Raw genomic sequence first — 23,481 nt, 5'->3', positions numbered from 1 at the left:
GAATTGTTCATTTATTCAATTCGAGCGGGATCGCCCCTGCAAGTCAACTAATTTTAACCATAGTAAAACCCATTCAAGAGTTTTGCGGTGTACTTGCAGGCGTTTTGGGATGATGATCATGACAAGCAAAGAGGACAGACGATGGCAAAACCGCATTTCAGCTTCTGGATCATCGCTGGGCTTGGTCTGGTGTGGAACCTGATGGGGTGCCTGAACTTCATCACTCAGATGAACGCCGATGCCGTGGCAAAAATGCCTGAACTCTATCAGCTGATCATCTCAAGTCGCCCACTTTGGGCGACGTTGGCCTTTGGCTTAGCCGTGTTTGGCGGGGCTGTGGGGTGCATTTTGTTGTTGCTGCGACGTGATATGGCCCGGATCGCCTTGCTGGTTTCATTGGTTGCGATTGTCTTGACCGTGGTTCAGACGATTTCAGCAGTCGGCCTTGCTCCCAGCACGATCCTTGCCTTGCTGGTTGGAGCGGCCCTGTTTTGGTATTCTTCGATTGTTTACCGGGCAGGCTGGTTGCGCTGACCCGCCCGGCAAGCACGCTCAGATATCGAGCGTGTTGTCCTTTTCCCATTGAGAGAAGTGCGACGTGAAATCGTTCCATTCCTGCTTTTTCATCTTGATGTAGGAGGACGAGAATTCCTCTCCCATGGCAGCCTTCAGGCCCTTATCCTTGTCGTATTCGCGCAAGGCATCCAGCATGTTCAGCGGTAGCTTGGGCGCGCCGCGCACCTTGTGGCCTTCGGCATACATGTCGATGTCGTGGCGCTTGCCCGGGTCCGCCTCTGTGCGAATACCGTCAAGGCCAGCCGCGATGATGACGGCCTGCAGCAGATAGGGGTTTGTTGCACCATCAGGCAAGCGCAATTCGAACCGGCCGGGACCAGGCACGCGCACCATGTGTGTGCGGTTGTTACCGGTCCATGTGACAGTGTTGGGTGCCCATGTGGCCCCAGACATCGTGCGTGGTGCATTGATACGTTTGTAGCTGTTCACCGTGGGGTTGGTGATCGCGGCAAGCGCGGAGGCATGTTTCATGATCCCGCCAAGGAAATGGCGGCCCTTTTCGGACAGGCCCAGTTCGGCAGTCTGGCTGCTGTCATTGGGTTCCATCGCAAACACGTTGGTTTTGGCGGCAGCACCGGGTGCGTCCCAAACAGAAATGTGGGCATGACAGCCATTCCCGGTTAGCCCCTCGACCGGCTTGGGCATGAATGTCGCGCGGAAGCCGTGTTTTTCCGCTACGCTCTTGGTCATAAACTTGAAAAATGAGTGCTTGTCGGCGGTGCGGAGCACGTCATCGAATTCCCAGTTCATCTCGAACTGCCCATTCGCGTCCTCGTGGTCATTTTGATACGGACCCCAACCCAAATCGAGCATGTAGTCGCAAATCTCGCGCACCACATCATAGCGGCGCATCACCGCCTGCTGGTCATAGCAAGGCTTCGCGGCAGTGTCGTACTCATCACTGATCTGGCTGCCATCTGGCGTCATCAGAAAATACTCGGCCTCGATCCCGGTCTTGACATGCAAGCCTTCGGCGGCAGCCTCATCAATCAGGCGGCGGAGCACATTGCGAGGTGCTTGTGCGACGTCTTGGTTTTCCATCACACAGTTTCCCGCGACCCACGCAACCTCAGGTTTCCAAGGCAATTGAATGACCGAAGATGGGTCCGGCACAGCCAACATGTCAGGATGTGCGGGCGTCATGTCGAGCCACGTGGCGAAACCGGCAAATCCTGCGCCATCCGCTTGCATGTCGGCAATTGCTTGGGCTGGCACCAGCTTGGCCCGTTGACCTCCAAAGAGGTCGGTGAACGAAATCATGAAGTATTTCACGCCATTTTCGGCAGCGAATTTTGCAAGATCAGTGGTCATATGTCTGTTCCTGTTTGACTTAATGTGGTGAGGGCGCGTGCCGTGGTGGCCGCGCCCTTCATTGAGTGTTTAGTAGGAAGTGCCGGGTTTTCCGGGGTACCAGTCGGTGCCAGCAAGCGGAATTTTCGCCATGGCCGCAGCCTCGAGCGTAAGGGCGCACAAATCTTCGGGTTCTAGGTTGTGCAGATGGTTCTTGCCGCAGGCCCGCGCGATGGTCTGTGCCTCAAGTGTCATGACCTTGAGATAGTTGTTGAGCCTCCGCCCGCCCTCAATAGGGTCGAACCTAGCCATCAGGTCGGGGTCTTGTGTGGTAATCCCTGCCGGGTCCTGCCCCTCGTGCCAGTCATCATAGGCGCCTGCTGTGGTGCCGAGGGCGTTATACTCAGCTTCCCATTTCGGGTCATTGTCGCCAAGCGCAATCAGCGCCGCGGTCCCGATGGCGACGGCGTCTGCACCCAAAGCCATGGCTTTGGCCACATCGGCACCCGTACGAATGCCGCCCGAGACAACAAGTTGCACTTCTCGGTGCATGTCGAGGTCCTGTAATGCGCGCACCGCCTCGCGGATACAAGCAAGGATGGGCTGGCCGACATGTTCGATAAACACGTCTTGTGTGGCGGCTGTGCCGCCTTGCATCCCGTCGAGCACGACAACGTCAGCGCCCGCCTTTACGGCAAGTGTGGTGTCAAAATACGGGCGCGCGCCGCCGACCTTGATATAGATCGGCTTTTCCCAATTGGTGATCTCGCGCAATTCAAGAATCTTGATTTCCAGATCATCGGGCCCGGTCCAATCGGGGTGACGACAGGCCGAGCGCTGGTCGATCCCTTTTGGCAAATTACGCATTTCGGCCACGCGGTCGCTGATCTTTTGGCCCAAAAGCATACCGCCGCCGCCGGGTTTGGCCCCCTGCCCCACAACGATTTCAATGGCATCTGCGCGGCGCAGATCGTCCGGGTTCATCCCGTAGCGCGAAGGTAAATACTGATAGACCAGCTTGTTAGAGTGTCCGCGCTCTTCTTCGGTCATGCCGCCGTCGCCGGTGGTGGTCGACGTGCCCGCCATCGTTGCTCCGCGCCCCAACGCTTCCTTGGCCCCGCCGGACAGCGCACCAAAGGACATGCCCGCAATCATTACGGGGATATCAAGCTGGATAGGGTTTTTTGCAAACCGGGTGCCGAGCGTGACGGACGTTTCGCATTTCTCGCGATATCCTTCGAGCGGGTAGCGGGAAATCGAGGCACCCAGAAACAGCAGGTCGTCGAAATGGGGCAGCTTGCGCTTGGCCCCGCCACCACGGATGTCATAGATCCCCGTTGCGGCGGCGCGCCGGATCTCGGCATTCACAGGGTTGGAAAAGGTCGCCGATTGTATCGACATCGTGCGCGGCGCGCCCTTTTGCTCGTCTTTCATGTTCCGACCCTCAATACGCATTATCGATGTTGAAATTATAGAGTTGACGGGCCGATCCATAGCGTTTGAATTCGGACGCTTTGGCATCGCAACCGCCTCGCTCCAGCAGCTCCTCGAGGATAGCGATATGCTCGGGGCGCATCTCTTTCTCAATACAATCAGCCCCAAGGGATTTGACTGATCCGCGCACGAATATCCGCGCCTCATAAAGCGAGTCGCCCAGAGCTTCGCCCGCATCACCGCAGACGACCAAGTTGCCCGACTGCGCCATAAAGGCTGACATGTGACCGATGTTGCCGTGCACAATAATGTCGATGCCCTTCATCGAAATGCCACAGCGCGAAGAGGCGTTCCCCTTGATCACAAGCGTGCCACCATGACCGGTTGCACCTGCATATTGTGAGGCGTCTCCTTCAACTACAACCGTGCCGGACATCATGTTTTCTGCCGTACCAGGACCGACAGAACCGTGCACATGCACGGTCGCCTGCTTGTTCATGCCTGCGCAGTAATAGCCCGTTGACCCTTTGATGTTGATCTCGATCGGCGCGTCGAGGCCGACTGCGATCGCGTGGCTGCCTTTGGGATTCACGATTTCCCAATGCGTCTGATTGGTATTGGCTGCCTGCGCATGCAGGGTGGAGTTGAGTGCGCGCAGTCCCTGCGCTTCCAAGTCAAATGTTTGCATTTACGCCGCTTTCTCTTGCGCGGTTGGAGCCGCATTGTGCGACCAGAAATATACTGTCGCGGGCTCGGGCTCCCAAACCTTCGCGTCTTCAATGCCCGGCAGATTGACCAACGCGCGATATTCTGAACCGAACGCCACGTACTGATCTGTTTCCGCCATTACTGCAGGCTTGCACGCGATAGGATCCCGCACCACGCCAAACCCGTCTTTGGTGCCGACCACAAAGGTAAAGAACCCATCCAGATCATCGAGGCTCGAGGTCAGCGCCTCACCTAATGTCGATCCGGTCTGCATTTTCCAAGTCAGGTACGCGGCGCCAACTTCAGTGTCGTTCTCGGTCTCGATATGCACGCCAAGCCGACGCAATTTGCGACGCAGCGAGTTATGATTCGAAAGCGATCCATTGTGTACGAGGCACTGGTCGATTCCAGTGTTGAAAGGATGAGCACCCATCGTCGTGACAGCCGACTCAGTGGCCATCCGTGTATGCCCAATGCCGTGCGTTCCGGACATTTTGCGAATGTCGAAACGGTCTGCCACATCTTTAGGCAGTCCAACTTCTTTGTAAATCTCGAGTGTAGATCCGTGACTCATCACGCGTACACCGGGGCGAATTTCGGGCAAAATTTCGCGCGCTGACGCTACCTCTTCCGCTTGCAATAGGATCACTGCATGAGTGTCTTTCAAGGTGATCGAAACCTCGCCTTGGACCCTCTCGCTCAGGTCGCTATCAAGCTTGTCAAAGTCGACGTCCGGCGCGTTCGATTGAACGGTCAACCGAGCCTTTCCCTTTGATTCATCGCCATAAACTGCAATTCCGGCACTATCGGGTCCGCGATCGGTCATGGTGATCAGCATGTCGGTCAGCATGTCACCGAGTTGCGGCTCCAACGTGGCATCTTTTAGAAAAAGTCCGACAATTCCGCACATGGCGCTGCCCCTCCCAAAAAGTGATCTGTCGTTCGACTCGAACGCTAACATCGTTACATCACATGCTCAACCGATGGGAAACTATTTTTCACAACAGTTAAAAAAAGAGTCGCAAGAAGAAACAACTCGTGGTTCAATTTGGCCAGCGTCGCGCACCGCATACGACGGCGCACAATGCCAACAGACCAACACGGGGGTTTATCGTGGAAGAGCAAATCGCAGAATTGACGGCCCAAGTCGCCGCGCTGCAGGGAAGCAGTGGTGTGACCAACACCATGTTTGCCGAGACATTCTATTATCTGACAATCCCGCTGATGATTATCATCCACGCGGGGTTTCTAGCTTACGAGATGGGAGCGTCGCGGCTCAAGAACGTGCTGAGTTCGGGGGTCAAGAATATTCTCGCCTTCGCTTTCATGATTCCAACCTTCTATTTCTTCGGCTGGTGGGTGTATTGGGGCTTCCCCACGGGCTTGCCCGGCGCACCGGGGCCTGCCGGCATCTCTGGTGTTGAATATGCCAGCGCGATTGCGTGGGGCTGGGGCGAAAGCGCGCAATACATGGGCCCGAACATCGCGGATCAGGCATCCGGCGTGTTCTTTGGTGCCTTTGCGTTGTTTGCCGCCACAACAGCATCCATCATGTCGGGTGCCGTGATCGAACGCATCCAGACCGTAGGGTTCGTTATCCTCGCCGTTGTCCTTGGCTCGTTTGCCTGGGTCGTTGCGGCTGCTTGGGGCTGGCACGCAGATGGCTGGCTGGTCACGCAATGGGGCGTGCATGACTTTGGTGCTGCGGGCCTTGTGCACGCGGTTGCAGGGTTCTTTGCCCTTGGAGTTCTCATCAACCTTGGACCGCGCATCGGTAAATTCAACGCGGACGGTTCGGCCAACCACATTGCAGGGCACAACATGCCGCTGACGGTGACGGGCCTTATGCTTATCATCGTAGGCTTCTGGGGTTTCCTCATGGCTTGCGTGATCGTGCCGGGCGAAGCGTGGAGCTGGTTTGCTGACAAGCCGTCCACAATTTACGGCACACCCATCACCTTGTCGGCGCTGGCCTTCAATATCCTGATGGCGATTGCAGGTGGCATCATCGGCGCATGGGTTCTGACGCGTGATCCGTTCTGGATGATGTCCGGCGCACTTGCGGGAATTATCTCGACCGCATCCGGTCTGGACATCTACTACCCTGCACTTGCGTTCATCATCGCCTTCTCGGCGGGTTTGATCCTGAAACCCTGTGCCACATGGCTGGAAAACCGAGGCATCGACGATGCTGTCGGCGCTGTCACGGTTCACGGCACTATCGGCCTTTACGGTGTGGTCCTGCTTGGGATCTTCGGTGCGGGCTATCCGTCGCTGCAAGGCGCTGCGGGCGAAGTACCGACGATTAGCCTGATTGGTCAGATCATCGGTGCGGTCGTGTTCTTCCTATTGGGTTTCGTCCCTGGATACGCGGTCTCTTACGTCCTGAAGATGATGGGCATGTTGCGCATCCCTGAAGGCGCAGAGATTGCTGGTATGGACATGGTCAAGGTCCCTGCCGAAGGCTACCCTGAGGGTATCCCCGCACCTGGCGTCAATCTGGCGCCGGGCGAGTAATCGCACAGAAAGGAAGAAATCATGGGCTTTCCATATGACGAAGTAAGCTGGTCGGTTGTCGACGGGGCAATGTTCATGGGTTGGGGCGGCGCGATGCCAGGCCTATACACCCTGATTGCAGCCGGGATTTGTGTCGCCGTGTTGCTGTTCGGTCAGAAGACCGAAAGCGCCAAGACCAAACAATTCGAAAAGTAAATTTCGAACAACAAGAAGGGGCGGCCATTGGTCGCCCTTTTTTGCATCCAATATTTGCCCAACAGGAAAAAAAGTTGCACCGCATTCTTGCTTTTTGCAATGCACTGTTGCTCAATACTGCTCAACAAGACTCATAACGAACAGGGAAAAACACCATGGCCATTCTATGGAGAAACTCCGCCCTCGCGGGACGTCACGCTGAAATCGGCGGCCAGCTTGAAGATTGGAATGGTATGGGAACGGCGTGGTTCTATGACGACACGCCAGAGCGCGCCAAGGCCGACTATGAAGCGATCCGCACCAACGCCGGCCTCATGGACGTGTCGGGTCTGAAGAAAGTGCATGTCGTGGGCGAGGACGCCGCGTATGTCATCGACCGCGTCACAACCCGTAATGTCGAAAAAATTGCGCCGGGCCGTGCTGTTTACGCCTGTATGCTTGATGATCGCGGCTTGTTTGTGGACGACTGCGTGATCTACCATCTCGCGGTCAACTCCTGGCTGGTGGTGCATGGCACCGGCATCGGTATGGAGCAGCTTACAACGGTTGCCGCTGCCAAGAACTGTTCGGTCATCATGGATGACGACTTGCATGACATGTCCTTGCAAGGGCCCAAGGCAGTCGACATTCTGGCCAAGGATATCCCGGCAATCCGTGATCTGGCCTATTTCGGGATCATGCAGACGCGCTTGTACGGGCGCGATGTGATGATCTCGCGCACCGGTTACACAGGCGAACGAGGGTATGAAATCTTCTGCCGCGCCAAGGATGCTGTTCACATTTGGGACAATGTTCTGGCGGCAGGCGGCGACGATGTGCGCCCGACACAGTTCTCCACCCTCGATATGCTGCGGATCGAAAGCTATCTGCTGTTCTATCCCGGTGATAATTCCGAAACGTTCCCGTTTGCAGACGGCTCTCCAGCTGGCGACAGCCTGTGGGAATTAGGCCTCGACTTCACCGTTTCACCGAACAAAACCGGCTTTATCGGATCCGAGAACCACTATGCGATGAAGGGTAAAGAAAGATTCAAGATTTACGGCGTGCAGCTATCAGGCGACGCCATGGATCAGATGGAAATGTTCGCCCGTGTGCATCACGACGGCAAGGATGTGGGCGTAATCACCTATGGCCTGTCGTCCGAGCTGAACGGTTATTCCGTCGCTATCGCGCGGCTCGACCCATCTGTGGCAAGCCCCGGCACCAAGCTGACCGTCGTTCAACCGGACGGTACAGAGTTGGCCGCGACGGCGGAAGAAATGCCGTTCTATGACAAAGACAAGTCGATCCGCACCGCCAAAGGCTGATCGACGGGGGCGCGGTGGGCAAACCCATTCGCGCCCTTTTCATGTGACGAGGACATCCATGTCGAAATTCGAATTCCCCCCGTCGATCAAAAGCCGCCCGGTTTACGGAACGCTTGAGGCGCGCCCGGGCCAGGGACACCTAATGATTGCCGATGGTGAGGGGGCCGAGGCGATCCTTGGCATCGCCACGCCTGATTTGATGGCTAAAACCCATATTATCTACATCCCACGCGGGACACAGTTGGCCGACCAATTGCGCGACTTAAACCCAGCACAATTCTACGAAGGTCCTAGCTATGCCGCTGCTGTCTCTCGTATCCGACGTGTCTTGCAGGATGCACATATGGGCTTGCAGGTTTATCTAAGCGGCACAGAGGGACTGATTGGTCAAGCCCAAAACGAGGCGATGAAGGCAGGCATCCCTCATACAGCCATTCAGACAGAACATCGTGGATCGGTGGCGCGTCGGATGCAATGCGTCCACTGCAAGGGCGTCACCGAAGACGTGGAGACCGACCCGTTCGTTTGCAGCCATTGTGGATTGAACCTGTTTGTGCGGGATCACTATTCGCGCCGCCTCGCCGCTTATCAGGGCGTATGCATCGACGCCGAAGATCCGGGCAACGTGCCCGCACCAAAGGGGATTTACGAATGAGTGCAGCCCCACAAAAAGCAAAGCCAGGCGCTGAAAAAATCGACGTGGTTGTGTCGGCTGTTATACCACTGAACGAACTGGTGACCCGATTCGAGTTCAAGCGCCGTGATGGCACACAATTCCCACCGTTCTCCGGCGGTGCGCACACGGTTGTCACAATGGACGACAACGGACGGTCCCGTTTGAATCCTTATTCTCTGATGTCGGACCCGGCTGACTTGGACACTTATGCCATATCCGTGCGCCGAGACGACGAAGGACGTGGCGGGTCGCTGTTCATGCACCGCAACGTGTCGGTTGGTGACGAAATGACAATCACCTATCCGGTGAACCTTTTCTCCCTCGATCTGCGCGCGCGCAAACACTTGTTCTTTGCAGGCGGCATTGGGATCACACCCTTCATGTCAATGATCGCACAGCTTGAGCGGTCGGGCGACGCGTGGGAATTGCACTATGCCTGCCGCGCAGAGGCGCTTGGCACCTATGTGGAGCAGTTGACTTACAGGCACCCCAACAAAGTGCATGTCTATTACGACGACCAGTCCCAGCGGATTGACCTTGAAAACCTGCTGGATGGGCAACCTTTGGGCACGCATGCCTATGTCTGCGGCCCCAAGGGTATGATCAACTGGATACATGCAACAGCCAGTGCCTCAGGGTGGCCGGATGCTCATGTACATTCCGAAGAATTCCTTGCCCCTGAGCCGGGCGTGCCCTTTGAAGTACGATTGTGCAAGTCTGACAAGACGATCACCGTAGGCGAACACGAAAGCCTTCTGGAAGCGATCGAGCGGGCGGGTGTCGAAGCCCCGTTTCTGTGCCGCGGTGGATCATGCGGACAATGTGAAACGGATGTCGTCGCTCATGCGGGCGATTTCGTGCACCGGGACCATTGGCTGGACGATTCAGAGCACGCCAGCGGCAAGAAAATCATGCCATGTGTAAGCCGTTTCGTCGGCACCTCATTGGAGTTGGACAGATAAGATGACCATTCAATTCAACGACGAGACTTTTCGCGACGACTACTCGTTCCATAACTCTGAATGGGCCATCAAACGGTTCCCGTTTCCGTTCCATGAAGACAGCTACATGTATGCCGTCAACATGGAGCAGCACCGCAGCGGGCCCGAGGGGTCGGTCTATGAAAAACGGTTCGATGTGGACGAGCATTATGTGTCAGAGATGCGCGACCGCGCGATGGTGCTGGCGGACGATCCTCTGCGCTGCCAGTCTTTGCCACACATGACACTCGCAGGGTGGGACTTGCTAGAATTGATCATGGTTTCCAAGTCCGAGGACTATCCCGATTTGTTCGAATTGCACCGCGACGGGGACACCTGGCGCTGGGTCAACAAACCACTGGGCATCGATGACACATTCACCTTCCTAGACGAAACCACCCTGCCCTATGGCCCGATGGAATATATCACCCGTCAGACTCAGGGGGATTTCTGCGTACTGGATCAACGCGACAACAACCTGTGGATGGATGCAGGAATGGTCACGACGCAAGCCGACTGGAGCCTTGATTTCGACATCGGCATGAACTTTTTCGAATGGCACGCGCCCGTCCCGCTGGCCCACGAAAAGGGTATCTTTGTTCGTGCGCTGAAATTCTTGCTGAACATTCAGCAAGGGGCCCCCGCCCGCCGCCTGAACTGGACAATGACGGTTAATCCGCTGTTGGATACCAGCCCCGAAAATTACCACAAGTGGGGTATCCAGAAGACCACCCTAACTCCCGAAAATATTGGCGCCAAACAGCACTTGCGAGTCGAGTTGCAGACATTCTTCCGGTTGCCTCGCTCAAACGGACTGGTTTTTCCGATCCGCTGCTATATGTGCAGTTTTCAAGATCTGATGACAATGCCGAAATGGGGACGCCGCCTGCACCGCGTTGTGCGCGATCTGCCTGTTGAGCTTGCGACATATAAGGGGTTCATCGACAACAGGCCTATGATGTTGGATTACCTGTCACAATTCGACGACGGTCAGCCCACATCGCCCGGCGTCTGGCCCGACTTTGAAACCGAGCCGCAGCTAACCAAATGATCAGGTGTTCTGTGGGTAGCTGATAATCGACAGGTAACGCGCAGGCAATTGGACCAGCTTTTCGGGCCCGTGCGGCGCGTCTGCGTCAAAGAACAAAGTGTCACCAGATTTGAGCGAATACACATCTTCGCCGTGTCGATAATCAACCGCACCTTCAAGCATGTAGATCGTTTCGATCCCACCATGCTGGAACGCTGGGAAAACGTCGGATTCTGCCGTCAGAGTAATCAGGTACGGTTCGACCATCACGCCCGATGCGTTCGATCCGATATGGCCCAGCAGGTTGTACTGGTGATTGGCACGCGTACCTTCGCGATCGATCGCAACCCCTTCACCCGATTTCGTGTGAACCGCCTGGCGGCTTTCCTCGAACCGGCGGAAAAAGCTGGTCAACGGCACCGACAGCGCATTCGCCAACAACTGAAGTGTCGTCAGAGATGGAGACGTGTTGCCATTCTCGATTTTGGATAACATCCCGATGGACAGCCCCGTGATCTGGGCCAGCTCAGCAACGGTGATTTCCTGTTGGCGGCGAAATGCGCGCACCTCGCGGCCAATAGCCACTTCCAAAACTTTCTCCCGTTCACCTTCGCGCGTCCGGTGCGGATCTTGGGTGAGTTTACTGACCATTTTGACATCTACTTTTTCAATGTTCACGACGCCTGCCTTTTATGGGGTCCCATACCGCTAAACAATTCGGTTCTCAGGTTGAATTGCACTACCATAGGCCAAATATTTCCTGAGAGAACTTAAAAGTTGAACGACAGTAAAAAAATCCAGCTCGGTTTTCTGATCTTTCCAGGTTTTCCGATGGCATGCCTTACATCGATCATCGAACCCTTGCGTGCTGCAAACGAGATTGCGGGCATGCATGTATTTGATTGGCAGGTCATCTCGGAGTCTGGCGCTCGAACAACATCCAGTGCGCGCGTCGTATTTGAGCCAGACGCAAAACTGGAGAATGTCACGACCTCGGAAATGCTCTTTCTCTTGGGCGCACCCACAAGCGTCTTTGAGAACGAAAAACAGTCTAATGGCACGCTGCGCCGTTTGGATCGCCATGGGGTCATACTCGGGGCGATCAGCGGTGGTGTGTTTCCTCTTGTCCGCTCCGGTGTGATGGACGGATATCAATGCTCGGTGCACTGGTGTTACGAGGCTGCGTTTCGCAGTGCCTTTCCCGGCATTGACATGACGGACGATGTCATAGCCATGGATGGCCGCCGGTATACGGCGTCGGGGGCGGCTTCCGCGTTCGATTTGGCATTGCGGTTGATTGAAGATCGTCTGGGTGCTGACATCGCGCACGAGGTTGCCTGCTGGTTTCAACATCCAACCATGCGTGGTGAAGGCGTTCGGCAGCGAATTCCGATGCGCCCAAGTGCCGAGCCTGACTTGCCGAAACTTGTGGCACGAGCAGCCGCCCTATTTGCAGATCATGTCGAACATCCAATTTCGGTAGCCGACGTGGCGCGCGCGGTGAACGTTACACCGCGCCAGATCGAACGCGCCTTCAAAAAAGCGACGGGGCAAAGCCCAACCCATTACTATCGTAGTATACGTATGAAGGCCGCGCGCCAGTTGGTCCTGTATTCCAAGCAAAGCATGCAAAGTATCGCGCAGGCCGTTGGTTATACGTCGGCCACCCCTTTGCTGACCCATTACCGGGACGCATTTGGAGTGAGTCCTCAAGAAGACCGCAAACAGATCAATTCGTTTCGCGTTCAGGGTGATGTCCCGCTGCCGCCGGCCTAAAGGGCTGAGGTCATCGCTGTGGTGATCGCGTGGTGCAAAGACCCAGCGGAAGCGCGCGGGCCAAGGATGCGCACAGATTGACCTTTTTCCAAGCAAATTACAAAGCATCCCAAATGATGAATTGAGGTACGCGTGGCGTGCCCCGTCTCGAACCGAGTCAGATCAATGTTGCAGAGCAGTTCAAGTACGCACCGAACATCCGGGCCGATCAAGTCAAAGCAACACCACGCATCGGTTTGTTCCGTGACCGAGGCCGTGTCGCCAAGTTTTGCTTTGACCTGTGCTGCGATGTCTTCATGTGTTTCAAAACTAGCGCTAAGCATCCATTGGTCCGGCCCCGCCCAAACGGCAGCGTACAGCTCCCCAAGTTTGGCCCGCCCCGCTGGCGGTGGCGGCCCACCCAACAACGCTTTCAGTTGAGCGGCACAGGTACTTTCCTCTCGGGTTCGCGCCGCGACTGAGGCAAGGGCAACATCCGGTTTTTCGCTCAGCGTCACCTCGCCGACGGTATCCACTTGAGGTGCTGTACCTCCAAGTGCAGTGATGGCTGTCAGATCATGCACGGACACGCTCTCCTTCGGGGTCAACAAAATGGGCTGATACGACCTCGACTTGGACAGTCAGATCAGTGACGGGTGAGACAAGCCGCAGTGTTTCGCCATTGCGATTACCACCGTCTTTGAGGAAACCAAGACCGATCATGCAGCCTAGAGTTGGAGAAAAGGCTGCGGAGGTGACGTAGCCTTGGTCATGTGCCGCATCGACTGGCCCGTTTGTTTTCATCAAGTGCCCACCAGCAGTTACCTTGTCGTCCTTGTTCACAGGACGCAGGCCGACCTGCATCAACGCGTCAGGTTCATTCAGGCCAGGCCGTTCTGCGAGTTTTGAGCCGATGCTATCTTTGGCCTTGGATACCATGCGCCCCATCCCGAGGTTCAGCGCTGTCGTAGTGCCGTTAAGCTCATTGCCTGCCGCGTGCCCCTTTTCGATGCGCATGACACCAAGCGCCTCGGTACCGTACGGTGTGACGTCAAACTCTTTGCCTTCCGTCATCAACTTGCGCATCAGCGCATCACCATAACGCGACGGCACTGCGATTTCGAAGGCAAGTTCGCCAGAGAACGAGATACGAAACAGCCGAGCGCGCAGCCCGCCACAGACGGTAATGTTGGCACAAGCCATGAAGGGAAACCCTTCGTTCGAAATATCGAATTCGGCATCCACAATCTTTTGCAGCAACTTGCGCGAATTGGGTCCTGCGACGGCGTATTGGGCCCAAGCTTCGGTTGTAGAGATCAGCTGCACATCTGCTTGTGGCATCAGGCATTGGCGGACGAACTCCATGTGTTGATAGACCCGTGCTGCATTGGCGGTCGTTGTCGTCACAACGAACTGATCCTCGGCAAGACGTGCTGCTGTGCCGTCATCAAGCGCGATCCCGTCTTCACGCAACATCAATCCATAGCGAGTTTTACCGACGGCCAGCTTGGCGAAGCCATTGCAATAAACCTTGTTCAGGAAAATCGCCGCATCCGTGCCTTGCACGTCGATCTTGCCCAATGTGGTGCAGTCACACACCCCGACCGACGAACGAGTGGCCAAGACTTCGCGGTCCACAGACTGCCTCCAGTGGGTTTCGCCGGGCAGCGGAAACCACTGCGCGCGCAGCCAGTTTCCAACCTCCACAAAAACTGCGCCACGTTCCTTGGCCCAGAAATGCGAGGGCGTCAGGCGGGTCGGATGGAATCCCTTGCCCCGCATACGGCCCGCAAGCGTGCCAATGGCCGTCGGCGTATAAGGCGGGCGAAAGATCGTCGTGCCGACCTCGGGGATCGACTTGCCTGCAAGCTCGGCCATGATGGCGAGGCCACCCATGTTCGATGTCTTACCCTGATCCGTGGCCATGCCCAGTGTCGTATAACGTTTGAGGTGTTCAACCGAGCGGAAGCCTTCCTGATGGCTCAACTTTACATCCTTGACGGTGACGTCGTTCTGCTGGTCAAGCCAGGCACGGGAACAACCGGTCACGTACCAAAACGGTGTCTGTTTTACGGGCGCATCTTCAGCTTGCGGAACAGCCGGTGCGCGGCCCTTGAGGCCCAATGCCTTGCGCACAGCATCCGCACCGGACTTAAGCGCGCCATGAGTGGAGAACGCACCAACCGCTGCTCCGGCCACAGTCATACTTGGCGGTAACGTGCCGCCGGGAACGAAAGCGGCCAGTTCTTCTTTCCAGATCGGTCGGCCGCGCTGATGACAGGTCAACTGCACGTTTGGGTTCCACCCACCCGATACGCCAAGCGCGCCGCACTCTATGGTCCGGTTGGTGCCATCAGCGCGTGCAACCTCGACAAATGTCAGGCCCAAACGACCCTTTGTGTCCGCCACCTGTGCACCTTGCAGGACCTCGTAGTCCATCGAGCTTGGAGCGTCAGGGCGCGTGTCAACGACAGCTGCAATCTTGACGCCTTTTGCGTGCAAGTCCTGCGCGGTGCGATGCCCATCATCGTTATTAGTAAAGATCGCGATTCGTTGTGCTGGTGTAGTCGCCCATCGGTTCGCGTAAGTGCGCATCGATGCGGCCAGCATGATGCCGGGCCGGTCATTGTTTTCAAAGGCAATGGGACGTTCGGTGGCACCGGCGCACAACACGGTCTGTTTAGCATAGATGCGCCAGAGGGTTTGGCGGGGTTTTCCGGTTGGTGATGCGGCCAGATGATCAGTGAGCCGCTCGACTGCGCCATAGATGCCATGATCGAAGGCCCCGATAACGGTCGTGCGAGGCATTAAACGAACATTGGGCATGGCAGAGAGTTCGGCCACGGTTTGTGCGGCCCAGTCGGCCCCTGCCAAATCTGCGACAGCGAAGGTTTCGGCATTCAACCGTCCCCCCATGCGAAAATCCTCGTCTGCGAGGATCACTTCGGCACCTGATCGGCCCGCGATGAGGGCGGCGTTCAGGCCAGCCGGGCCCGCGCCGATGATCAATAGATCACAGTGGCGGAACCCCTTGTCATATTCATCTGGGTCAGCTTGCATCGAAAGCGATCCGAGGCCTGCGGCTTTGCGAATGATGGGCTCGTAAATCTTCTCCCAGAACGCAGCGGGCCACATGAATGTTTTGTAGTAGAACCCCGCCGTCAGGAAATTCGAAAACCTGTCGTTGATCGCCATCGCATCGAAGGCGAGGCTTGGCCACCGGTTTTGCGATTTGGCCGCCAGCCCGTCAAATAGTTCGGCAGTCGTGGCGCGCGTATTGGGTTCCTGCCGGGCGCCACTGCGCAGTTCGACAATTGCGTTAGGTTCCTCGGATCCTGCCGTTAGCGGACCGCGCGGGCGGTGATATTTGAAAGAACGCCCCATGAGGCGAACGTTGTTGGCCAAAAGAGCCGAAGCCAACGTGTCACCGGGATGGCCTGTGTACTTCTTGCCATCGAAGGTGAAGTTCAGTGTCGTGTTGCGGTCAATCTGCCCGCCGATGAGCCTGTTTTTTTGTGTCATGCTTGCGCCCCCGAGTTGCGGGCCAGTTCCACGGACGAGATTTCGTGCGTAGTGGTGTCGCGCGTGACAATCAGGATCGACCGATCACCTCCTTCGTGAAACCATAACTCGCGATGCGGGCCAGCCGGGTTGTCGCGCAGATAGGCAAAGTCATGCCAATCTTCGGGCGTGGCCGTGTCGGGATCCGGCCTGTCCATCAAGTTTGCCGTACCAAGATAAACAAATTCTGCGCTATCGCGGGGCCCAAGAAGAGGGTGATTGATGATCATCTTTGGCCCCTTCGTTTGGGCATGGTGCAGTGCATATTGTTAAAGCAAGGAGGCATGGGATCAGTGCAGATTGGGCTGATTGCCCATTCCTTTTTCGTCGATCATGTGGCCAGTGCGGAAGCGGTCGAAACGGTAGGCGGTCGCGGTTTCATGCGGCTCATCCCGTGCAAGTAGGTGCGCGAAGGCATAGCCGGACGCTGGCGTTGCTTTAAATCCGCCATAGCACCAGCCGCCATTGAAATAGAGCCCGTCAATGTGCGTACGATCGATGATAGGCGAGCCGTCCATGCTCATATCCATGATCCCGCCCCACATGCGCAACAGTCGAGCGCGTCCAATCATTGGCATGATTGCCATGCCACCCTCGCACACATCCTCGACCACCGGCAGGTTGCCGCGTTGCGCATAAGAGTTGTAACCGTCGATGTCGCCGCCAAAAACCAGCCCGCCCTTGTCAGACTGCGAAACATAGAAGTGGCCTGCCCCAAAGGTGATCACGCCGGGCAAGACAGGTTTCAGCCCTTCCGAGACGAACGCCTGAAGGACATGGGATTCGATGGGCAGCCGCATTCCAGCCTTTGCCATCAGACGGCTGGAATTGCCCGCGACGGCACATCCAACCCGACCCGCACCGATGAACCCCCGAGACGTTTCAACGCCGAGACACTTACCATTCTCGACGCGAAAGCCAGTGACTTCGCAATTCTGGATGATGTCTACGCCTCGGCTGTCAGCAGCTCGGGCATACCCCCATGCGACAGCATCGTGTCGCACTGTACCACCGCGCCGCTGGGCCAACCCACCCTTGATGGGAAAGCGCGCATCATCAAAGTTGAGGAAGGGATACTCCTGCCGGATTTGTGCTTCCGACAACAATTCGGCATCGGCACCATTCAGGATCATCGCATTGCCACGTCGGACGAAAGCATCACGCTGTGCGTCCGAATGGATCAGGTTCATGATCCCACGTTGGGACACCATGGCGTTGTAATTCAGGTCCTGCTCCAGCCCCTCCCAGAGCTTAAGGGAAAACTCGTAGAATGGTTCATTTCCATCCAACAGATAGTTAGAGCGGATGATCGTCGTATTGCGCCCGACGTTGCCGCCACCGATCCATCCCTTCTCGATTACTGCGACCCGGTGCTGACCATAGACCGACGCAAGATAGTGCGCCGTGGCCAACCCATGCCCACCGCCGCCAATGATCACGATGTCATAGTGCGCCTTGGGCTCTGGATCCCGCCACACCGGCAACCAGCCTTTGTGGCCGGTCAGCGCTTCTTTTATCACCTTGAACCCGGAATAACGCATGGAATCGGACCCCCCACACCCAACTACACTGATTTGTATATATTTTTGACTCCAATACCCGACACTCCCCCTTTCAAATCGGACATATTTGGTTCCTTTTTCAGCGAATTGGCGTTCACAAACGCAACTCATGAAGAAAAAAACTTGATTGATAGGAAAATAATGCAAGACTGAAATCACCAAGAATTGGCCTGCATCCGGGATTCGAAATGTCCTGATATGCGCGCAAACCATTCAAGTTTATCAAGCGGCGAAACAGCGGCGCACCACTAGGGAGACTATCAATGAACAAGTTTACAACGGCGTTGACGGCTGGCGTTTTGGCATTCGCGCCAATGACGCTTCTGGCTGAAGACAGCAGTGATCCAATCGTGATCCCAATCCACAACTGGTCGTCACAGATCGTGATGAGCCATGTTGTTGGTCAAATTTTTGAATCCATGGGCAACAATGTCGAATTCGTCACGACAGACAGTCAAGCGGTGTATGAATCCGTTCGCCTCGGCGACGTGACGCTGGAGCTTGAAGTGTGGGAAGGCGCGTTTGGCGCATCATTCCGCGCCGCTCTGGAAAAAGGCGGACTTCACGATGCAGGCGATCACGACGCCGTAACACGTGAGGACTGGTGGTACCCTATGTGGACCAAAGACGCCTGCCCTGGGCTACCAAGCTGGGAAGCGCTCAATGACTGCGCCGCCGTATTCGCGACAGCGGAAACCGGTGACAAAGGCCGTTATCTGGACGGTCCTGTCGACTGGCTGAAACATGGTCAGGAACGCGTTGAGGCGCTTGGCATGGACTTTGTTGTTGTGAACGCAGGTTCCGCAGCTGCACTTTGGGCCGAAATCGGTGCTGCAGAAGCAGACAAGCGCCCTGTCGTTGTGTTCAACTGGACACCCAACTTTGCCGAAGCAGTTTGGCCTGGCGAATTCGTCGAGTTCCCAGAGTGGGTTGATGGCTGTGACAAGGACCCCGCCGTGGGCCCGAACAAAGACGCGCTTTATGACTGCGGCAACCCTGCCGACGGTTACCTCAAGAAAGCGGCCTGGGATGGCATGAAAGACAAGTGGCCCGCCGCTTATGATGTGCTTACAAAAATCTCGTTCACCAACCCACAGATCGCTGAAATGGCACGGCTGGTGGACGTAGAAGAACTGGAACCCGAAGAAGCTGCGGCCGAATGGCTGGAAGCGAACCCGGGCGTTTGGCAGGGCTGGGCCTCCTAAGGTTCACACGAAACTGTTGAAGACTTTCGCCCGCCCGGGGTTACACTCCGGGCGGGCGTTAAATTGCCGGTGCCCCAGCCGACAAGGAGAGAGTAGAGCATGACCGCTGACACCGTGATTTCCTGCAAGAACGCGTGGAAAATTTTTGGGTCCAACCCGGAAGCATACCTCAAATCAATGCCTGCCGGGCGCAGCTTTGATGAGATCCGCGCGGATGGTTACATCGCTGGCGTTAAGGACGTGACAATTGATGTTACACGGGGCGAGATGCTGGTCATAATGGGCCTTTCCGGATCGGGGAAATCGACGCTGGTACGCTGTTTTTCCCGACTTCACGATATCACAGGTGGATCAATCTCTGTCGAAGGACAGGACTTGATGTCTTTGTCCGAAAAAGAACTGATCGAGTTGCGCCGCAGCAAAATGGGCATGGTGTTCCAGTCCTTTGGTCTGCTGCCGCACCGCACCGTTCTGGACAATGTCGCCTTTCCCCTCGAGATGCGTGGGCAGGACAAACACACGCGCCGAGAACGCGCGCTGGAAGTTGTCAAACTGGTCGGCCTTGAAGGGCGCGAAGAGTATTTCCCGCGCGAATTGTCGGGGGGGCAGCAACAACGTGTCGGCATTGCTCGGAGCCTTGCCATTGAGCCCGACATCTGGTTTCTGGATGAACCGTTTTCCGCACTCGATCCCCTCATCCGACGCGAGATGCAGGACGAATTCTTGCGCCTGCAGGGCATGCTCGGCAAGACAATCGTCTTTATCACCCACGACTTTGACGAGGCACTGCGCCTTGCAGACCGCATTGCGATCATGAAGGACGGTGCCGTCGAACAATGCGATACCCCGGATCAAATCGTCTTGCACCCAGCAACCGAATATGTCCGCAAATTCACTGAAGACATCGACAAGGCTCGCGTGGTGCGCGCAGGAGCATTGGCGCGCACAGACAACGCCGGAGAGGGCGAGCCCGTAGATACGGCGGCTTCCGTTCATGACTTGGCAAGGCTCTTGGTACAGGATTCTCGGGCTATTATCCCAGTCGCAAGCAGTGGCAAAGTTGTTGGCGGCATGGACCGCACAGCCGCTCTGGATATCCTTCTGGGGGCCAGCTAGTGGCCGATATCGCCGACAATCTAAAGACAGACACATCTGGCATCGCTCTGTGGACGCGGGGTAGATGGGTTGCCATCATTCTGGCCGTAGCAGTGGCTTTGACTCTATTACAATATGGCGGGCTTTTGCCCGACGCGCTGCATCGCATCCCCGAAGCATTGATCCCGCCATTTGCGGCTTGGCTCGACGCGTTCTTCAATTTTGTCAAAGACGACCTTGGCCTGCTGACTCTGACCCGGACATTGACGGAAGGGCTCGAGTGGTTGTTGGATGTGACAGCAAACCTGATGTTCGGCAAGCGTCGTTGGCCTCATATCGGGCCGATCCCGTGGACGGCGGTGGCTGGGGTGGCGGCTGTTATCGGTTACTATCTTGGCGGCTGGCGCATGGCCGCGCTTGGCGCTGGTACATTCATCTGGACTGCTCTCATCGGGCAATGGACCATCGCAATGGAAACCATGTCGGTGCTTATGGTTGCCGCTCCTCTGGCCTTCTTCATCGGTCTGGGGCTTGGCATTCTTGCCTGGAAATACAGAGCAGTAAACCAAGCGATCAAACCGATCCTGTCAGTGCTGCAAACCCTGCCATTCTTTACATACCTTCTCCCGGCAGTAATCTTTTTTAAAGTTGGCCCAACGGCAGGTGCGGTCGCGACGACAATCTACGCTATTCCTCCGATGATCCTGATGACGACGCTAGGATTGCAAAAAGTCTCGCCGGAAGTCGTCGAGGCTGGCAACATGAGCGGCTGCACCAAGTGGCAACTTCTACGCCATGTCTATTTGCCCTCAGCTCGCACCGAGATTCTGGTGGGCGTCAACCAGGTCATCATGCTGTGTTTGGCCATGGTTGTGTTGACGGCCTTTATCGGGATGCCGGGATTGGGTGCCAAGCTGCTGGCGATGATGGGCAGTTTCAAACTGGGTCGTTCGTTCGAGATTGGAGTGACCATCGTGTTGCTCGCGGTCATGCTTGATCGGATGTCGAAGGCATGGGTCGTCAAACAGCCCGAACATTTCGAACGCGACACACCTTGGTGGCGCAAGCACGTTTTCCTGCTAACCGGCATAGCCGTCTTTATCTTTTTCTGCATCGCAGCTCAGTTTGTTCCGGTCCTCGCGGAAATCGGGCGGAAACAGAATTTCAGCCAGGGCAAAGAGATCGACACACTAATCAAGGGTTTCCTGGCCCTCGATCCAGTTCAAAACACAACGCAAACCATCCGCTACGTGTTGAACGTTTGGATTCTGAATCCCTTCCGTGATTTCCTTCTGTCGATCCCGACGCCGGCGTTCATCCTTTTGGTTGTGGCCTTTGCACTTTCCCTTGGCGGAAAACGCCCAGCGATCTATGCAGCCATTTTCTTTGGTCTGGTTGCACTGTCCGGATGGTGGGATAGATCGGTTATCACGCTCTATTCCGTGATTTCTGCGGTAACCTTGGCAATTTTGATTGGCGTGCCACTGGGTATCTTGGCTGCACGATCCGAAAAGTGGTCGCAACGCGTTCTGCTGGCTTGTGACACGGCTCAGACCTTTCCCAGCTTTATCTACCTGATCCCTGCCATCATGCTGTTTGGCATCACAGCGACATCAGTCGTGATGTCGATCTTGATTTTTGCGATGGTGCCCTTGACCCGCTACACGATCGAGGGCCTGCGCACAGTACCTCCGGAAATGACCGAAGCCGCAGATATGGCGGGTGCCACTCGGATGCAAAAGCTGCTCAAAGTACAGCTGCCTCTGGCGTTGCCCACGATGGCAGTTGGCTTCAATCAGGCGATCATGTTCGCATTCTTCATGGTGATCATCGCGGCCTTCATCGGCACCCAAGATCTGGGACAGGAATTGCAGCGCACACTGGCTGGAACTGATCTCGGCAAAAACTTTGTTCTTGGGATTTGTGTGTCATTGATGGCGCTGACATTTGATCTGACGATCATGAAGTGGGCAACGGACAGAAAAAGGGCGTTGGGTCTACCGGACTAAGTCCGGTGCTGTCAGACGAATTCGAACCAGTCTCAGTTTACCGCGGAATGCCGGAATTCATCCGGAACAAAGTAGGCGCCACTCGGCGAGAGCAGCACTTCGGTTGGTCTTGAAATTGGGACGTGAGTAAAGGTGTCGTTCCTGGTTGAAATGGTTGTGGACGGAGGCGTGAACGGCGACGAATTTCTGCAATGTTCGCGTTCGTCGGAAGCGCAGCATAGCCCGTTCACGCCTTCGAAACGGCAAGTGTGAATTCTCGGTCCGATTGTTAAGCCAGCGACCTGTCTCCTGGCGATCTGCATTGCCGATGACCTTCATCGCGGCGCCGTAGGAACGCAACAGATCGGTTACGATGACATGTGGCGGGCCAAAGCGCTTCATAGTTTTTCTGAGAAATTTCAATGCCGCTTTGCGGTCATGGCGCTTGGTCACGTAGCTTTCCAGCACCTCGCCCTCATGATCGACAGCCCGCCACAGGTAATGTGTTTCGCCGTTGATCTTCACGAAGACCTCGTCCAGATGCCACTGCCAATTCGAATAACATCGCATCCGAAAGACCCTGTTTCTGCGGATCTCAGCCGCAAACATCGGACCAAATCTGTTCCACCAGAACCGAACCGTTTCATGACTAACCTCAATACCACGTTCATGGAGGAGATCTTCAACGTTGCGGAGTGAAAGTGGAAATCGAACGTACATCATTACCGCTAGGCGAATGATCTCTGGGCTGGTTTTGAAGTAGCGAAATGGGGAGTGTTTTGTCATCCGACAAGGCTACGAAACCACCCTGACCGGCTCAAGCTGGTTTCCTCTGACAATGCCTGTCGGTGTCCAACTGCTCATAACAACAAGCTACCACACTACATTCTAAATATGAATCCCCTCAGGTGGTTTGTGCCACAAAGCCCGCTCCATTCATAAAAATAATACGAAAAGTATGGAAACCCATACTTTCTTGCCATCATGTAAGCGCCTACGCTTACTCACGTTTCGTGAGTGGTGGCTTTTTGTGCCTCTGGAACATCGGTCAAGATCCTTGGAATTTCGGGGCTCTCTTGTCCGCCGGTTTACCGGAAACCGACCTGGTTATGTATTTTTCCGTTTCCAGGTCGGACCTAAATAGTTTTTTCATCCGACCTTTCCAAAATGGAGCACCGTTGGCCCAAGGTTTCTATGGCTGGAAGATTTTGGGTTAGCTTTGGAAAGAACCGGCTAGGCCAAGGCGTGCCGCTAATGCCGGGCTATCGACTGAAGCGCTTCGTGAATGGTGGTAGCCTCAGGTAACCTATTTTGAATACGGTATTAGCGGCACTAACGCGGTTCTCCCAAGCCGCGCTGAGGTTGCTCGTATCCTACTAACACGCAGCGGTACAATGATATTCCGACCCGGGTGGCTACTGACAGTTATTAGTGCCTCCCAGTGAGTGAGGCATTGGTTAACTGTCTGACGTCAGCGCTTATGGGTCCAAATAGGGTTATTTGCTAAGAGAGTGTTTGTTGCTCATCGTAGCCACCGAGGAGTGGACGATGAGAAAGACAACGAAGAGCCCAGGCGAGAAGATCGTCAAAGATATCAAGCGC

The 23,481-nt window shown here is 55.8% G+C and carries 21 protein-coding genes; 11 read left to right on the top strand and 10 right to left on the bottom strand.

All coding sequences use genetic code 11. The annotated features are described in order from the left end of the window. Nucleotides 1-141 precede the first annotated feature (141 nt). On the top strand, nt 142-534 hold the full coding sequence (locus tag ABJD00_RS13340) for a hypothetical protein (RefSeq protein ID WP_413849021.1): 393 nt from the start codon (nt 142-144) through the stop codon (nt 532-534). Nucleotides 535-552: 18 nt separating this feature from the next. Here the strand turns inward: ABJD00_RS13340 and glnT are convergent, their stop codons facing one another. The 4 genes from glnT to ABJD00_RS13320 all read right to left on the bottom strand — a co-directional run bounded on the left by glnT (nt 553) and on the right by ABJD00_RS13320 (nt 4,918). Then, the gene (glnT, locus tag ABJD00_RS13335) at nt 553-1,887 is read right to left on the bottom strand and encodes a type III glutamate--ammonia ligase (protein ID WP_413849019.1); all 1,335 of its coding nucleotides are present in this window, start codon (nt 1,885-1,887) and stop codon (nt 553-555) included. 69 nt (nt 1,888-1,956) lie between these two features. After that, nucleotides 1,957-3,300 (bottom strand): FMN-binding glutamate synthase family protein, encoded by a 1,344-nt coding sequence (locus ABJD00_RS13330; RefSeq protein WP_413849017.1) that lies wholly within the window; start codon nt 3,298-3,300, stop codon nt 1,957-1,959. A 10-nt stretch (nt 3,301-3,310) separates the two neighbouring features. Further along, on the bottom strand, nt 3,311-3,988 hold the full coding sequence (locus tag ABJD00_RS13325; protein ID WP_413842346.1) for a protein GlxC: 678 nt from the start codon (nt 3,986-3,988) through the stop codon (nt 3,311-3,313). Beyond that, the gene (locus ABJD00_RS13320; RefSeq protein ID WP_413849015.1) at nt 3,989-4,918 is read right to left on the bottom strand and encodes a class II glutamine amidotransferase; all 930 of its coding nucleotides are present in this window, start codon (nt 4,916-4,918) and stop codon (nt 3,989-3,991) included. 203 nt (nt 4,919-5,121) lie between these two features. Between ABJD00_RS13320 and ABJD00_RS13315 the strand changes: the two genes are divergently transcribed. The 6 genes from ABJD00_RS13315 (at nt 5,122) to ABJD00_RS13290 (ending at nt 10,734) form a co-directional block, all read left to right on the top strand. Then, a complete protein-coding gene (locus tag ABJD00_RS13315) occupies nt 5,122-6,525 on the top strand; it encodes an ammonium transporter (RefSeq protein ID WP_413849013.1) in 1,404 nt (467 codons plus the stop codon). 21 nt (nt 6,526-6,546) lie between these two features. Further along, entirely contained in the window at nt 6,547-6,720 is a 174-nt protein-coding gene (locus ABJD00_RS13310; RefSeq protein ID WP_413849011.1) for a hypothetical protein, read from the top strand. A gap of 155 nt (nt 6,721-6,875) precedes the next feature. After that, nucleotides 6,876-8,027: an aminomethyltransferase family protein gene (locus tag ABJD00_RS13305; RefSeq protein WP_413849009.1), complete on the top strand. Its 1,152-nt coding sequence runs from the start codon at nt 6,876-6,878 to the stop codon at nt 8,025-8,027. 58 nt (nt 8,028-8,085) lie between these two features. Beyond that, the gene (locus tag ABJD00_RS13300) at nt 8,086-8,682 is read left to right on the top strand and encodes a dimethylamine monooxygenase subunit DmmA family protein (RefSeq protein ID WP_413849007.1); all 597 of its coding nucleotides are present in this window, start codon (nt 8,086-8,088) and stop codon (nt 8,680-8,682) included. Then, a complete protein-coding gene (locus ABJD00_RS13295) occupies nt 8,679-9,665 on the top strand; it encodes a PDR/VanB family oxidoreductase (RefSeq protein ID WP_413849005.1) in 987 nt (328 codons plus the stop codon). The genes ABJD00_RS13300 and ABJD00_RS13295 overlap by 4 nt, the downstream gene beginning before the upstream one ends. A gap of 1 nt (nt 9,666) precedes the next feature. Continuing rightward, complete coding sequence (locus ABJD00_RS13290) at nt 9,667-10,734, top strand: heme-dependent oxidative N-demethylase family protein (RefSeq protein WP_413849003.1); 1,068 nt, start codon at nt 9,667-9,669, stop codon at nt 10,732-10,734. Here ABJD00_RS13290 and ABJD00_RS13285 read toward each other — a convergent pair whose 3' ends face one another. Further along, on the bottom strand, nt 10,735-11,364 hold the full coding sequence (locus ABJD00_RS13285) for a helix-turn-helix domain-containing protein (protein ID WP_413849039.1): 630 nt from the start codon (nt 11,362-11,364) through the stop codon (nt 10,735-10,737). Between the two features lie 126 nt (nt 11,365-11,490). Here ABJD00_RS13285 and ABJD00_RS13280 point away from each other — a divergent pair, with 126 nt between their 5' ends. Continuing rightward, on the top strand, nt 11,491-12,489 hold the full coding sequence (locus tag ABJD00_RS13280) for a GlxA family transcriptional regulator (RefSeq protein ID WP_413853613.1): 999 nt from the start codon (nt 11,491-11,493) through the stop codon (nt 12,487-12,489). On the opposite strand, the gene ABJD00_RS13275 is transcribed toward ABJD00_RS13280, so the two are convergent. From ABJD00_RS13275 to ABJD00_RS13260, 4 genes are read right to left on the bottom strand one after another with little or no spacing between them, the layout of a single operon-like run. Further along, nucleotides 12,486-13,052, bottom strand: a complete 567-nt coding sequence (locus ABJD00_RS13275) for a sarcosine oxidase subunit gamma (RefSeq protein ID WP_413848999.1) — start codon at nt 13,050-13,052, stop codon at nt 12,486-12,488. The genes ABJD00_RS13280 and ABJD00_RS13275 overlap by 4 nt on opposite strands. Continuing rightward, complete coding sequence (locus tag ABJD00_RS13270; protein ID WP_413848997.1) at nt 13,045-15,990, bottom strand: sarcosine oxidase subunit alpha family protein; 2,946 nt, start codon at nt 15,988-15,990, stop codon at nt 13,045-13,047. The genes ABJD00_RS13275 and ABJD00_RS13270 overlap by 8 nt, the downstream gene beginning before the upstream one ends. Next, complete coding sequence (locus tag ABJD00_RS13265; protein WP_413848995.1) at nt 15,987-16,259, bottom strand: sarcosine oxidase subunit delta; 273 nt, start codon at nt 16,257-16,259, stop codon at nt 15,987-15,989. Before ABJD00_RS13265 ends, ABJD00_RS13270 begins: the two co-directional genes overlap by 4 nt. A 60-nt stretch (nt 16,260-16,319) precedes the next feature. Continuing rightward, complete coding sequence (locus ABJD00_RS13260) at nt 16,320-17,570, bottom strand: sarcosine oxidase subunit beta family protein (RefSeq protein ID WP_413848993.1); 1,251 nt, start codon at nt 17,568-17,570, stop codon at nt 16,320-16,322. A 284-nt stretch (nt 17,571-17,854) separates the two neighbouring features. On the opposite strand from ABJD00_RS13260, the gene ABJD00_RS13255 reads away from it, so the two are divergent. From ABJD00_RS13255 to ABJD00_RS13245, 3 genes are all read left to right on the top strand, one after another. Continuing rightward, a complete protein-coding gene (locus tag ABJD00_RS13255; RefSeq protein ID WP_413848991.1) occupies nt 17,855-18,796 on the top strand; it encodes an ABC transporter substrate-binding protein in 942 nt (313 codons plus the stop codon). Between the two features lie 99 nt (nt 18,797-18,895). Beyond that, nucleotides 18,896-19,912 carry a quaternary amine ABC transporter ATP-binding protein gene (locus tag ABJD00_RS13250; protein ID WP_413848989.1) on the top strand — a complete coding sequence of 339 codons (1,017 nt, stop codon included), beginning with the start codon at nt 18,896-18,898 and terminating at the stop codon, nt 19,910-19,912. 41 nt (nt 19,913-19,953) lie between these two features. Continuing rightward, on the top strand, nt 19,954-21,900 hold the full coding sequence (locus tag ABJD00_RS13245; protein WP_413849037.1) for an ABC transporter permease subunit: 1,947 nt from the start codon (nt 19,954-19,956) through the stop codon (nt 21,898-21,900). Between the two features lie 57 nt (nt 21,901-21,957). Here the strand turns inward: ABJD00_RS13245 and ABJD00_RS13240 are convergent, their stop codons facing one another. Next, a complete protein-coding gene (locus ABJD00_RS13240) occupies nt 21,958-22,665 on the bottom strand; it encodes an IS6 family transposase (protein WP_413848987.1) in 708 nt (235 codons plus the stop codon). Nucleotides 22,666-23,481: the final 816 nt, after the last annotated feature.

The organism is Tateyamaria sp. (genome assembly GCF_039945315.1).
Taxonomy (GTDB): Bacteria; Pseudomonadota; Alphaproteobacteria; order Rhodobacterales; family Rhodobacteraceae; genus Tateyamaria.
The sequence above is the reverse complement of the archived record's forward strand: the minus strand, read 5'-3'. Positions and strand labels throughout refer to the sequence as shown.

Bases quoted from the DNA above. Each gene is read 5' to 3' on its own strand.
- ABJD00_RS13240 (WP_413848987.1), bottom strand. From the start codon at position 22,665: ATGACAAAACACTCCCCATTTCGCTACTTCAAAACCAGCCCAGAGATC.
- ABJD00_RS13260 (WP_413848993.1), bottom strand. From the start codon at position 17,570: ATGCGTTATTCCGGGTTCAAGGTGATAAAAGAAGCGCTGACCGGCCAC.
- ABJD00_RS13310 (WP_413849011.1), top strand. From the start codon at position 6,547: ATGGGCTTTCCATATGACGAAGTAAGCTGGTCGGTTGTCGACGGGGCA.
- glnT (WP_413849019.1), bottom strand. From the start codon at position 1,887: ATGACCACTGATCTTGCAAAATTCGCTGCCGAAAATGGCGTGAAATAC.
- ABJD00_RS13325 (WP_413842346.1), bottom strand. From the start codon at position 3,988: ATGCAAACATTTGACTTGGAAGCGCAGGGACTGCGCGCACTCAACTCC.
- ABJD00_RS13305 (WP_413849009.1), top strand. From the start codon at position 6,876: ATGGCCATTCTATGGAGAAACTCCGCCCTCGCGGGACGTCACGCTGAA.
- ABJD00_RS13330 (WP_413849017.1), bottom strand. From the start codon at position 3,300: ATGAAAGACGAGCAAAAGGGCGCGCCGCGCACGATGTCGATACAATCG.
- ABJD00_RS13290 (WP_413849003.1), top strand. From the start codon at position 9,667: ATGACCATTCAATTCAACGACGAGACTTTTCGCGACGACTACTCGTTC.
- ABJD00_RS13295 (WP_413849005.1), top strand. From the start codon at position 8,679: ATGAGTGCAGCCCCACAAAAAGCAAAGCCAGGCGCTGAAAAAATCGAC.
- ABJD00_RS13250 (WP_413848989.1), top strand. From the start codon at position 18,896: ATGACCGCTGACACCGTGATTTCCTGCAAGAACGCGTGGAAAATTTTT.
- ABJD00_RS13270 (WP_413848997.1), bottom strand. From the start codon at position 15,990: ATGACACAAAAAAACAGGCTCATCGGCGGGCAGATTGACCGCAACACG.
- ABJD00_RS13320 (WP_413849015.1), bottom strand. From the start codon at position 4,918: ATGTGCGGAATTGTCGGACTTTTTCTAAAAGATGCCACGTTGGAGCCG.
- ABJD00_RS13265 (WP_413848995.1), bottom strand. From the start codon at position 16,259: ATGATCATCAATCACCCTCTTCTTGGGCCCCGCGATAGCGCAGAATTT.
- ABJD00_RS13340 (WP_413849021.1), top strand. From the start codon at position 142: ATGGCAAAACCGCATTTCAGCTTCTGGATCATCGCTGGGCTTGGTCTG.
- ABJD00_RS13285 (WP_413849039.1), bottom strand. From the start codon at position 11,364: ATGGTCAGTAAACTCACCCAAGATCCGCACCGGACGCGCGAAGGTGAA.
- ABJD00_RS13300 (WP_413849007.1), top strand. From the start codon at position 8,086: ATGTCGAAATTCGAATTCCCCCCGTCGATCAAAAGCCGCCCGGTTTAC.
- ABJD00_RS13255 (WP_413848991.1), top strand. From the start codon at position 17,855: ATGAACAAGTTTACAACGGCGTTGACGGCTGGCGTTTTGGCATTCGCG.